At 68.1% G+C, this 12907-nt stretch carries 9 protein-coding genes; 8 read left to right on the forward strand and 1 reads right to left on the reverse strand.

Annotated elements, in window-relative coordinates:
- Positions 1-3: 3 nt before the first annotated feature.
- Positions 4-546 carry a PAC2 family protein gene (locus E1218_RS08560; RefSeq protein ID WP_233712103.1) on the reverse strand — a complete coding sequence of 181 codons (543 nt, stop codon included), beginning with the start codon at positions 544-546 and terminating at the stop codon, positions 4-6.
- 184 nt (positions 547-730) lie between these two features.
- Between E1218_RS08560 and metH the strand changes: the two genes are divergently transcribed.
- From metH to E1218_RS08600, 8 genes are all read left to right on the forward strand, one after another.
- The gene (metH, locus tag E1218_RS08565) at positions 731-4201 is read left to right on the forward strand and encodes a methionine synthase (RefSeq protein WP_202865858.1); all 3471 of its coding nucleotides are present in this window, start codon (positions 731-733) and stop codon (positions 4199-4201) included.
- A complete protein-coding gene (locus tag E1218_RS08570) occupies positions 4201-4851 on the forward strand; it encodes an HAD family hydrolase (RefSeq protein WP_132318047.1) in 651 nt (216 codons plus the stop codon). Before metH ends, E1218_RS08570 begins: the two co-directional genes overlap by 1 nt.
- A 65-nt stretch (positions 4852-4916) precedes the next feature.
- Complete coding sequence (locus E1218_RS08575) at positions 4917-6491, forward strand: ABC transporter substrate-binding protein (protein ID WP_132318048.1); 1575 nt, start codon at positions 4917-4919, stop codon at positions 6489-6491.
- A gap of 228 nt (positions 6492-6719) precedes the next feature.
- The gene (locus E1218_RS08580; RefSeq protein ID WP_132318049.1) at positions 6720-7712 is read left to right on the forward strand and encodes an ABC transporter permease; all 993 of its coding nucleotides are present in this window, start codon (positions 6720-6722) and stop codon (positions 7710-7712) included.
- 56 nt (positions 7713-7768) lie between these two features.
- A complete protein-coding gene (locus E1218_RS08585) occupies positions 7769-9544 on the forward strand; it encodes an ABC transporter substrate-binding protein (RefSeq protein WP_132318050.1) in 1776 nt (591 codons plus the stop codon).
- A gap of 99 nt (positions 9545-9643) precedes the next feature.
- Complete coding sequence (locus E1218_RS08590; RefSeq protein ID WP_132318051.1) at positions 9644-10657, forward strand: ABC transporter permease; 1014 nt, start codon at positions 9644-9646, stop codon at positions 10655-10657.
- A complete protein-coding gene (locus tag E1218_RS08595) occupies positions 10654-11724 on the forward strand; it encodes an ABC transporter ATP-binding protein (protein WP_132318052.1) in 1071 nt (356 codons plus the stop codon). The genes E1218_RS08590 and E1218_RS08595 overlap by 4 nt, the downstream gene beginning before the upstream one ends.
- Positions 11725-11737: 13 nt before the next feature.
- Positions 11738-12847, forward strand: coding sequence for an ABC transporter ATP-binding protein (locus tag E1218_RS08600; RefSeq protein ID WP_132318053.1), 1110 nt, complete (start codon positions 11738-11740; stop codon positions 12845-12847).
- Positions 12848-12907 lie beyond the last annotated feature (60 nt).

Here is a 12907-nt window from a genome sequence, read left to right on the forward strand (position 1 = left end):
GCACTACATCGCCGGTACGCCGAGGGTTCCGCACAGGTCGGCGAACACGCCGGTGATACCGGTCGGGCCCTCGTACGTCGACGGCTCCAGGCTCCACGACGCGGACAGCTCCGGGTCGGACGAGGTGGCCGAGACCGGGATCGGCCGGGTGTGCGGGGAGTCCGCGAGCAGCGCGCCGAGGACGACGACGAGCTGCGCGTTCGACTCGTCCACCACCTCCAGCAGCTCCTGGCAGAACCCGCGCCAGCGCATGTTCGGCTCGACACCGCGGATCAGCAGCATGTCCCGGCCGGTGTCGTCGGGCCTGGCCAGGTAGATCCGGGTGGTCGGCCAGGTCAGCCGGCGGACGCCGTCCTCGTCGAAGCCGACCTCCGGGCGGTTCACCTGGAAGTCGTAATAGTCCTCGGGGTCGATCGCGGTGACGAGTTCGGCGTTCCACTCGTCGATCAGGTGGTCGACCGCTCCGGTGGCCGCCTCGGCGGCATCGTTCCAGCCGGCGAACGCGGCGATCACGACCGGGTCCCTCAGGTTCGCGAGGTCAACCACTCGCAGGCCCCCTGTCGTCCGTCTCTGTGCCATCCGGCGTGGTCGCCGGAAACCGGACTGCCAGCCTACGTGCTCGGACGGCCGCGTGTGGCCGGTTTCACGGCCAGCGGAAAGTGTCGCGGACGCACCCCGGCGGCCGACTACGATGTGAGACCGATGTCCGTGCCGGTGTTTTGGAGGACTCGTGGGGAGAGCCGACCTGCGGCAGTTGCTGACCGAGCGGGTGGTGGTGGCCGACGGGGCGATGGGCACGATGCTGCAGTCCTACGACCTCGGCCTGGACGAGTTCGAGGGCCACGAGGGCTGCAACGAGATCCTCAACCTGACCCGCCCGGACGTCGTCCGCGAGATCCACGCGGCCTATTTCGGCGTCGGCGTCGACTGTGTCGAGACGAACACCTTCGGCGCGAACTTCGCCAACCTGGGGGAGTACGGCATCGCCGACCGGATCTACGAGCTGAGCGAGGCCGGTGCCCGGCTGGCCCGGCAGGCCGCCGACGCGGCGTCGACCCCGGACCACCCGCGGTTCGTCCTCGGCAGCGTCGGCCCGGGCACGAAGCTGCCGACCCTCGGCCACACCACGTTCGCGACCTTGCGGGAGGCGTACGCCGAGACCGCGCGCGGACTCGTCGACGGGGGAGCGGACGCGATCCTGGTCGAGACCACCCAGGACCTGCTGCAGACCAAGGCGAGCGTGATCGGTGCCCGGAAGGCGCTGGCGGCGGCCGGCTCGTCCATCCCGGTGATCGTGTCGGTGACGGTCGAGACCACCGGGACGATGCTGCTCGGTTCGGAGATCGGCGCGGCCCTGACCGCGCTCGAACCGCTCGGCATCGACCTGATCGGGCTGAACTGCGCGACCGGTCCGAAGGAGATGAGCGAGCACCTGCGCTACCTCTCGAAGCACTCGACCATCCCCTTGACCTGCATGCCGAACGCGGGTCTGCCCCAGCTGACCGCGGACGGCGCGTTCTACCCGCTCACTCCGTCCGAGCTGGCCGATGCGCACGAGACGTTCGTGGACACCTACGGCCTGTCCCTGGTCGGCGGCTGCTGCGGTACGACGCCCGAGCACCTGCGGCAGGTGGTCGAGCGGGTCGGCGGCCGCGCGGTGCGACCGCGCGAGCCGCGGCCCGAGGCGGGTGTGTCGAGCCTGTACCAGCACGTGGCGTTCCGGCAGGACACGTCGTACCTCTCGATCGGGGAGCGGACGAACGCGAACGGGTCGAAGGCGTTCCGCGAGGCGATGCTGGCCGAGGACTGGGAGGGCTGCGTCGAGATCGCCCGCGCCCAGATCCGCGACGGCGCGCACCTGCTCGACCTGTGCGTCGACTACGTCGGCCGCGACGGTGTCGCCGACATGAAGGAGATCGCCGGCCGGCTGGCGACCGCGTCGACGCTGCCGATCGTGCTGGACTCGACCGAGCCCGCCGTCCTGCAGGCCGGGCTGGACATGCTCGGCGGCCGCTGCGCGCTGAACTCGGTGAACTTCGAGGACGGCGAGGGCGAGGGATCCCGGTTCGCCCGGATCGCCGGTCTGGCCCGGGAGTACGGCGCGGCCGTCGTCGCGCTGACCATCGACGAGGACGGGCAGGCGCGGACCGCGGAGAAGAAGGTCGCCATCGCGGAGCGGTTGCTGGAGACGCTCGAGCGGGACTACGGGATCGCCGGGCACGACGTACTGATCGACTGCCTGACGTTCACGCTGGCGACCGGGCAGGAGGAGTCGCGGCGGGACGGGATCGAGACCATCGAGGCGATCCGGGAGCTGAAGCGGCGCCGCCCGGACGTGCAGACCGTGCTCGGGCTGTCGAACATCTCCTTCGGTCTCAACCCGGCCGCGCGGCACGTGCTGAACTCGGTGTTCCTGCACGAGTGTGTGCAGGCCGGCCTGGACTCGGCGATCGTGCACGCGAGCCGGATCATGCCGGTCGCGAAGATCCCGGACGACCAGCGCGAGGCTGCGCTCGACCTGATCCACGACCGGCGACGGGACGGGTACGACCCGCTGCAACGGCTGCTCGAGCTGTTCGCCGACGTGAAGGCGTCGGACCTGAAGGCGAGCAAGCTGGAGGAGCTGGCCGCGCTGCCGGTGACCGAGCGGCTGAAGCAGCGGATCATCGACGGCGAACGCAACGGGGTCGAGGGCGACCTGGACGAGGCGCTGGGGACCAAGACCGCGCTGGAGATCATCAACGACGACCTGCTCGCCGGGATGAAGGTGGTCGGCGAGCTGTTCGGGTCGGGGCAGATGCAGTTGCCGTTCGTGCTGCAGTCGGCCGAGGTGATGAAGGCCTGCGTGGCCTACCTGGAACCGCACATCGAGAAGACCGACGACGAGGGCAAGGGCACGATCGTGCTGGCCACGGTCAAGGGTGACGTGCACGACATCGGCAAGAACCTGGTCGACATCATCCTGACCAACAACGGCTACAGCGTGGTCAACCTCGGCATCAAGCAGCCGGTGAACGCGATCCTGGAGGCGGCCGAGGAACACCAGGCCGACGTGATCGGCATGTCCGGCCTGCTGGTCAAGTCGACCGTGGTGATGAAGGAGAACCTCGAGGAGCTGAACCAGCGCGGCCTGGCCGAGCGCTGGCCGGTCCTGCTCGGCGGCGCCGCGCTCACCCGGGCGTACGTCGAACAGGACCTCGGGTCCATGTTCGAGGGTGAGGTCCGGTACGCCCGGGACGCCTTCGAGGGACTGCGGCTGATGGACGCCGCGATGGCCGTCAAGCGCGGAGTGCCGGGAGCCGCGCTGCCCGCGCGCCGCGAGCGCCGGGTGCGGTCCGGGACCCGCGTCCTCGACCGGCCGCTCGACGAGGTGCCGTCCCGGTCGGATGTTGCCGTGGACAACAGAGTGCCGACGCCTCCGTTCTGGGGTGCGCGGATCGTCCGCGGCCTCCCGCTCGCGGAGTACGCCGGTTACCTGGACGAGCGGGCGACGTTCCTCGGCCAGTGGGGACTGCGGGGGACGCGGGGTGGCGACGGCCCGTCGTACGACGAGCTGGTCGAGAGCGAGGGCCGGCCGCGGCTGCGGCTGTGGCTGGACCGGATCCTGACCGAGGGGATCATGGAGGCGGCCGTCGTCTACGGGTACTGGCCGTGCTACTCGGAGGGGAACGCGCTCGTCGTCCTGGACCCGGCCGAGCACACCGAGTTGCACCGGTTCGAGTTCCCGCGGCAGCGGCGCGACCGGTTCCTCTGCCTGGCGGACTTCTTCCGGCCGAAGGAGTCCGGTGAGCTCGACGTGGTCGCGTTCCACCTGGTGACGATGGGCCCGAAGGTCGCCGAGGTGACCGGTGACCTGTTCGCCCGGAACGCCTACCGCGACTACCTGGAGCTGCACGGCCTGTCGGTCCAGCTGACCGAGGCGCTGGCGGAGTACTGGCATGCCCGGATCCGCGAGGAGCTCGGTTTCGGTGGCGAGGACGGCGACCTGGACGGGATGTTGCGGGACCAGGCGTACCGGGGGTCGCGGTACTCGTTCGGGTACCCGGCATGTCCGGACCTGGAGGACCGCGAGAAACTGGTGCGGTTGCTCGAGCCGGAACGGATCGGCGTCCACCTATCTGAGGAGCTGCAGTTGCACCCCGAACAATCCACCGACGCGCTGGTGGTCCACCACCCCGAGGCAAAGTACTTCTCCGCCTGATGACACTCCAAGCGGTGCTCTGGGACATGGACGGGACGTTGGTCGACTCCGAGAAGGTCTGGGCGGAGGTGCAGATCGAGCTGCTCGGTTCGCTCGGCGTCATCTGGACCGTCGAGGACTGCATGCAACTCGTCGGCAGTGATCTGCGTGACGCGGTGCGGGTGTGGATGGCGCGGATCCCGGACGGGGTGATCACGTCCGAGGAACTGGCCGAGCGGATGTTCCGCGCGGTGGTCGAGGCGCTGCACCGCGAGGTCGAGTTCCGGCCCGGCGCGGTCGAGCTGCTGCAGGCGCTGAAGAAGGCGGAGGTGCCGTGCGCGCTGGTGTCGGCGTCGTACCGGGTGATGATCGACGCGGTGCTCACGCACCTGCCGCCGGACCCGTTCGACGTGATCGTCGCCGGTGACGAGGTGGTCAACGGCAAGCCGCACCCCGAGCCGTACCTGACGGCCGCCGGAAAGCTCGGAGTCGACCCGGCACAGTGCGTGGTGATCGAGGACTCGAACACCGGCACCGAGGCCGGTACGGCGGCGGGCGCGTACGTGGTCGCGGTACCGCAGTGGGTGACGATCCCGGAGGCGCCGCGGCGGCTGGTGGTCGACTCGCTCGAACCGCTCAGCCCGGAGTCACTGCGCGACTTGCTCCGCTGACGCGTTACCGTCACTTGGTGCCCTCGGGGGCAGTTAACTGGGGTCTTGGGCTGGGGAAGGGTGAGATGGTGATCGTGTCGTGGTGCCGGGTCGCGGTGACGGCCGCGCTCGTACTGGCGCTGGCCGGCTGTGGCGGGCCGGACGACAAGACGCCGCACCAGGGCAGCGAGACGCCGAAGCCGATGACCGTGCGGGTCGCGACCACCGACTCGATCACCTCGCTGGATCCGGCCGGCCCCTACGACATCGCGTCGCGGACCGTTCAGGCGAACCTGTACCAGACCCTGCTGACGATCCTGCCCGGCAAGCCGACACCGGTGCCCGACGCCGCGGACTGTCAGTTCGACTCGCCGACGACGTACACGTGCAGCCTGAAGGAAGGGCTGGTGTTCCCGAACGGGCACGAGCTGACGTCGTCGGACGTGAAGTTCAGCTTCGAGCGGCTGCTGCGGCTGAAGACTGTCAACAGCCCGGCCGCGCTGTTCTCCTCGCTGACCTCGGTGAGTACGCCGGACGACCTGACCGCGGTGTTCAACCTGAAGCGCCCGGACGCGCGGCTGCCGTACCTGCTGACCACGACCGCCGGCTCGATCGTGGACCAGGAGTTCTACCCGCCGAACAAGCTCCTCGACACCAAGGCGATGGGCAGCGGCCCGTACCAGCTGGCGGCGTACCGGCCCGGGCAGGCGGTGACGCTGACGCGCTTCGACAAGTACAAGGGTCCGCGGGGCGCGCGGAACGACGGTGTCGAGATCACTTTGCTGAAAGACTCGACTTCGCTGTACGAGGCGATCACCACCGGGAAGGCCGACCTGGCCTTCCACGGTTTCGGTCCGAGCATGATGAACAAGCTGCGCACCGACGATCAGGTGCAGGTCGTCGAGTCGGACAACGCGGCCATCCGGTTCTACGCCTTCCAGCTGAAGACACTGACCGCCCGCAAACCCGCCGTACGCCGGGCCGTCGCGCAGCTGATCGACCGCCCCGCGATCGTGAAGAAGGCGTACGGCGACCACGTGTCGCCGCTGTACTCGGTCGTTCCACCCGGCTTCGGCGGACAGGTGGACGCGTTCAGGACGGAGTTCAGGGAGCCGAACAGGATCGCGGCCGCGACGATCCTCCGGCAGGCGGGCATCGCCGTACCGGTGCCGCTGACGGTCGGCTGGACCCCGGTGCAGTACGGCACCGGCGCGAAGAACGAGGTGCTCGAGCTGAAGCGGCAGCTCGAGGCGTCGGGGCTGTTCAAGGTGACCCTGCGGAGCGCGGAGTGGCCGCAGTACCAGCAGCTGACCCGGGCGGGCGCGTACGATCTCTACCAGGGCGGCTGGATCCCGCGCTACCCGGACGTGGACGACTACTTGGCGCCGTTCGTCCGGGCCGGTGCGATATACAACAACGGCTACCGCTCGACGGTCGCGGCCGGGTTGCTCGAGCAGGAGACGACCGAGCAAAACGGACTCGAGCGCGACAAGCTGCTGGGTCAGCTACAGGGTGTACTGGCCAAGGAGGCGCCGGTGATCCCAACCTGGCAAGGACGACTCACGGTAGTCGCCGGGAAGCAGGTGGAGAACGTCGCGCCGGCGCTGAATCAGCTGTCGTTCCTGTACCTGTCCGGGCTCCGGCTGTCATCACCGCGGTGACACAAATATGCCATGGCAGTAACGGTTCGCAGGGCGTCGGCGACCGTGGGTACGACGGCGTGGTTTACTGCCGAATGTCCACGATACGGGACGATTTCCTGACGATCACGATCGGGCAACGCAGCACTTTTCGCGTTTGACTCCGGCGTGTAATGGCGGCAGGTTAAGGCGGCAGCCATTACCGGTTGCCGTCCTGGCCGAATCGAACGAAACAGGGGAACTCATCGCGTGAGCACGCCACTCGAGGTCGAGCCGGGATCGTCGGCAGCCGCGCCGGAGGCCGTACTCGAGGGCGTCCGCAAGATCGAGGGCCGCTCGCTGTGGCAGATCTCCTGGATGCGGCTGAAGCGCGACAAGGTGGCGATCGCCGGCGGCATCATCGTCGTCTTCCTGATCCTGGTCGCGATCTTCGCACCGCTGATCTGCAAGCTGGTCGGGGTCACGCCGAACGACTTCCACCAGGACCTGGTCGACCCGTCGCTGCAGACCTCGATCGGGAAGTGGAACGGCATCAGCTGGGACCACCCGTTCGGGATCGAGCCGGTCAACGGCCGCGACATCTTCGCCCGGATCGTGTACGGCGCCCGGATCTCGCTGCTGATCGCCTTCCTGGCCACGCTGCTGTCGGTCGTCATCGGCACCGTGATGGGCATCATCGCCGGTTACTTCGGCGGCTGGGTGGACACCCTGATCAGCCGCTTGATGGACATCTTCCTGGCGTTCCCGCTGGTGCTGTTCGCGCTGGCGCTGGTCGGCGCCATCCCGGACAGGATCCTCGGGCTGACCGGTGACGCGCTCCGGGTGGCCCTGATCGTCTTCATCATCGGCTTCTTCAGCTGGCCGTACATCGGCCGGATCATCCGCGGCCAGACGCTGTCGCTGCGGGAACGGGAGTTCGTCGACGCGGCCCGCAGCCTGGGCGCCCGCCGGCCGTACATCCTGTTCACCGAGCTGCTGCCGAACCTGATCGCCCCGATCCTGGTGTACGCGACCCTGCTGATCCCGACGAACGTGCTGTTCGAGGCGGCACTGTCGTACCTCGGTGTCGGTGTCCGGCCGCCGACCGCCAGCTGGGGCGACATGCTGTCCACCGCCGCGAACTGGTACCAGGTCGAGCCGCTCTTCCTGGTTCCGCCGGGACTGGCCATCTTCGTCACGGTGCTGGCCTTCAACCTGTTCGGCGACGGACTGCGGGACGCCCTCGACCCCCGCTCGCGATAACGACTTCTCTCCAACCAGGGAGCCTGGCTCTCACGAAAAAAGGGGTGCAACAAGAGATGAGATGGAATCGCATCACGACGGCAACAGCCGTCAGTGCGGCCGTCGCCTTGAGCCTGGTGGCTTGCGGGGGCAGCGACAGCGGAGGCTCCGGCGGGTCCGGCGGTGGTGGGAACACCACCCAGGCCGAGTTCGACGCGGCCGTCAAGGGGATCTACAGCCCCAGTGACAAAAAGGGCGGCACGCTCCGGATGGCCATCACCGAGAAATGGGACTCCACCGACCCCGGTGACACCTACTACGGCCTGTCCTGGAACCTGGTGCGCAACTACGTCCGGCCGCTGATGGTCTTCAAGTCGGCCCCGGGCAAGGAGGGTGCGGAGGTCGTTCCGGACCTCGCCGAGGCCGCCGGTGTGCCGAGCAACGACGCCAAGACCTGGACCTACAAGATCCGCAAGGGCGTGAAGTTCGAAGACGGCACCGAGGTCAAGGCCAAGGACGTCAAGTACGCCGTCGCCCGGTCGCTGGACAAGACCACTCTGCCGAACGGCCCGACGTACTTCAACGACTTCCTGCTGGACGTGCCCAAGGGCTACAGCGTCTACAAGGACCCGACGCTGGCCGGTGTCGCCAAGGCGATCCAGACACCGGACGACTACACCATCGTCTTCAACCTGAACAAGTCGTTCTCCGGCTTCGACTACTTCGCCCAGCTGCCGGCGACCGCTCCGGTCCCGCAGCAGAAGGACACCGGTGCGAAGTACCAGCTGCACCCGATCGCGACCGGCCCGTACAAGTTCGAGAGCCACGACCCGAACAAGGGCCTGTCGCTGATCCGCAACGACCAGTACGACCCGGCCACCGACCCGAACTCGGGCCGCAAGGCGCTGCCGGACAAGATCACCGTCGCCTACAACGTGAACGGCGCCGACATCGACAACCGGCTGCAGGCGGGAGACCTCGACGTCGACATCGCCGGCACCGGTGTGCTCGCGGAGACCCAGGCCAAGATCCTGGCGAACCCGCAGCTGAAGGCGAAGGCCGACAACGTGCCGGCCCCGCGGCTGAACTTCACGGTGTTCAACAGCGAGGTCAAGCCGCTGGACAACGTCGACTGCCGCAAGGCGATCCTGCACGCCGCCGACCACGAGGGCTACCAGCGCGCGTACGGCGGTCCGATCGGTGGCGACATCGCCACCAACCTGATGCCGCCGCTGGTCACCGGCGCGGAGAAGTTCGACACCTACGGCTTCGAGCAGAACAAGAACGGCAACGTCGACGAGGCCAAGAAGGCGCTGACCGCATGCGGCATGCCGCAGGGTTTCAGCACCAACATCGCCTACCGGGCGGACCGGCCGAAGGAGAAGGCGGTCGCGGAGTCGCTGCAGCAGTCGCTGAAGCGGGTCGGCATCAACCTGACCCCGAAGGGCTTCCCGACCGGTGACTACACCAAGCTGTACGCCGGCAAGCCGGACTACGCGAAGGCCAACAACCTCGGCCTGATCGTCTACAGCTGGGGTGCGGACTGGCCGGACGGCTTCGGCTTCCTGAGCCAGATCGTCGACAGCCGGGTCATCCGGGCGACCGGTGGTAACACCAACCTCGGTATCCGGATCCCCGAGGTCGACCAGCTGATCGACCAGGCGCTCAAGGAGACCGACAAGGCCAAGCGCGAGAAGATCTGGGTCGACGTCGACAAGTTGGTCATGGAGCAGGCCGCCGTTCTGCCGGGCATCTGGGCCAAGGGCCTGCTGTACCGGCCGGACACGCTGGCCAACGTGTACGTCAGCGACAGCCAGAACATGTACGACTACGCCGGCATCGGCCTGAAGTAGTCACCGCTGTCCCTGACCAACTCGAATCGCCAGCAGAGGTAGGTGAAGGCTGACGGTGGCCGGTGATCTGAGGATCACCGGCCACCACCGCCGAGTACGGTGTTCGCATATCTGGTCCGCCGGGTGATCGGAGCAGTGGTCCTGCTCTTCATCGTCACGGCCGTCACGTTCTCGATCTTCTTCCTGGTTCCCAAGCTCGGCGGTGCGTCCGCCGACGACCTGGCCTCGCGCTACGTCGGCAAGAGCGCCGGGCAGGAGCAGATCCACGAGACCGCAGTCAAGCTCGGCTTCACCGACCCTCTCTACGTGCAGTACGGCCGCTTCGTGAAAGGCCTGTTCGTCGGTCAGGAGTACAACTACGGCCCGGCGACCGAGCACTGCCCGGCGCCGTGCTTCGGATACTCGTTCCTGACCCAGCAGCCGGTCTGGCCCGACCTGGTCGACCGACTACCGGTGACCGCGTCGCTCGCGGCCGGCGCGGCGTTCATCTGGCTGGTGACCGGCGTCGGCACCGGCATCGTCTCCGCCCTCAGACGCGGGTCCGTGCTGGACCGATCACTCATGTCGGTGGCGCTGGCGGGCGTGTCGCTGCCGATCTTCTTCACCGGCCTGCTGTCGCTGTCGATCTTCAGCTACGGCCTCGGCTGGACCGCCCAGGGCGGCACGAACCCGATGGACGCGTCGAACCCGGCGTGGTGGGCGTACGACCTGATCCTGCCCTGGGTGACCCTCGCGTTCCTGTACGCCGCGGCGTACGCCCGGCTCACCCGGGCAGGCATGCTGGAGACGATGAACGAGGACTTCGTCCGTACCGCCCGGGCCAAGGGCCTGACCGAGCGGGCCGTGGTGATGAAACACGGCCTGCGGTCCGCGCTGACGCCCATCCTGACCATCTTCGGTCTCGATCTCGGGCTGCTGCTCGGCGGCGCGATCCTGACCGAGACGACGTTCTCGCTGCCCGGCCTCGGCCAGTACGCCGTCATCGCGCTGCGGGCCAACGACCTGCCCAAGGTGCTCGGCGTGACCCTCATCGCCGCCTTCTTCATCGTGCTGGCGAACCTCATCGTCGATCTCCTGTACGCCGTCGTCGACCCGAGAGTGCGGATCTCGTGACCGAACCCCAAGTCTCTGCGCAGGACACCGTCCAGCGGATCGATCGTGGCGAGGCGTTCCTCGACGTCCGCGACCTCAAGGTCCACTTCCCGACCGACGACGGCGTGGTGAAGTCCGTCGACGGCATCTCGTTCAAGCTCGAGCGCGGCAGGACCCTCGGCATCGTGGGGGAGTCCGGCTCCGGCAAGAGCGTGACCAGCCTGTCGATCATGGGGCTGCACAAGCCGGGCGTCGCGCGGATCAGCGGGGAGATCTTCCTCGACGGGCAGGACCTGATCTCGTCCAGCCGCGAGGAGGTCCGCCGGCTGCGCGGCAAGCGGATGGCGATGATCTTCCAGGACCCGCTGTCCGCGATGCACCCCTTCTACACCGTCGGTCACCAGATCGTCGAGGCGTACCGGGTGCACAACGACGTGAGCAAGCAGGTCGCCCGCAAGCACGCGATCGAGATGCTCGACCGGGTCGGCATCCCGCAGCCGGACAAGCGCGTGGACGCCTACCCGCACCAGTTCTCCGGCGGCATGCGACAGCGCGCGATGATCGCGATGGCGCTGTCCTGCGACCCCGACCTGCTGATCGCGGACGAGCCGACGACCGCGCTCGACGTGACCGTGCAGGCGCAGATCCTGGACCTGATCCGGGACCTGCAGCGCGAGTTCAACTCCGCCGTCATCATCATCACCCACGACCTCGGCGTGGTCGCCGAACTGGCCGACGAGATCCAGGTGATGTACGCCGGCCGGGCGATCGAGTACAGCAGCGCCGAGGACATCTTCGACCGGCCGCAGCACCCGTACACCTGGGGTCTGCTCGGCTCGATGCCGCGGATCGACCGGGAGCGCAGCGAACGGCTGATCCCGATCAAGGGCGCGCCGCCCAGCCTGATCAACGTGCCGCAGGGCTGTGCGTTCAACCCGCGGTGCAACTACGCCCACCTGAACGGCGGCGCCAGCGAGACCGAGCGGCCCGAACTGCTCGACATCGGCGGCGGCCACCTGGTCGCGTGCCACCTCTCCCCGCAAGAGCGCACGAAAGCCTGGGAGACCGACATCAAGCCGAAGCTGTGACGGGACGACGACTGTGACCACTGCGAACACCGAATCCACCGGCGTCCCGGGCGTGATCGAGCCGAAGATCGGCGAGGAACTGCTGTCCGTCGAGGGCCTGGTGAAACACTTCCCGATCCGCAAGGGCCTGCTGCAGCGCCAGACCGGCGCCGTGCAGGCGGTCGACGGGCTGACCTTCAACGTGACCCGCGGCGAGACCCTGTCGCTGGTGGGGGAGTCCGGCTGCGGCAAGACCACCACCGGCCGGCTGCTGACCCGGCTGCTGGAGCCGACGTCGGGCCGGATCGTCTTCGAGGGCAAGGACATCAGCCACCTCAGCGAGGGCAAGATGCGCCCGCTGCGACGCGACGTCCAGATGATCTTCCAGGACCCGTACGGCTCGCTGAACCCTCGGCACACGGTCGGCAAGATCGTCGGGGCGCCGTACAAGCTGCAGAACGTGAAGACCGAGCAGGGCACGAAGAAGGCCGTGCAGGAGCTGCTCGAGCTGGTCGGCCTGAGCCCGGAGCACTACAACCGCTACCCGCACGAGTTCTCCGGCGGACAGCGCCAGCGCATCGGCATCGCCCGGACGCTCGCCCTCCGCCCGAAGCTGATCGTCGCCGACGAGCCGGTGTCCGCGCTCGACGTGTCGATCCAGGCACAGGTGGTGAACCTGCTCGAGGATCTGCAGAGCGAGTTCGACCTGACGTATGTGATGATCGCCCACGACCTGTCCGTCGTCCGGCACGTGTCGGACCGGGTCGCGGTGATGTACCTCGGCAAGATCGTCGAGCTCGCCGACCGGGTCTCCCTCTACGAGAAGCCGATGCATCCCTACACGGTCGCGCTGCTCTCGGCGGTCCCGATCCCGGACACCAAGCGCAAGGCCAAGCAGGACCGCATCCGCCTCCAGGGCGACGTCCCCAGCCCGATCAACCCACCTCCCGCCTGCCGCTTCCACACCCGCTGCTGGAAGGCGCAGGAGATCTGCAAGACGATCGAGCCACCGCTGGTCGAACTGGCCCCCGGCCACCGCAGCGCCTGCCACTTCCCGGAGAACGCCACCCCGGAGCAGGAGGCCACCGCGCAGGCAGCGGCCAAGGAAGACCCGGCCACCAGCAAGCAGAACCCGGCCGGCTGACTCCGCCGACCAGGAACCCCGCACCGCTCCGGGCGGCGCGGCCCGTCGTTCGACAATGTC

The organism is Kribbella turkmenica (assembly GCF_004348725.1).
GTDB classification, from domain to species: domain Bacteria; phylum Actinomycetota; class Actinomycetes; order Propionibacteriales; family Kribbellaceae; genus Kribbella; species Kribbella turkmenica.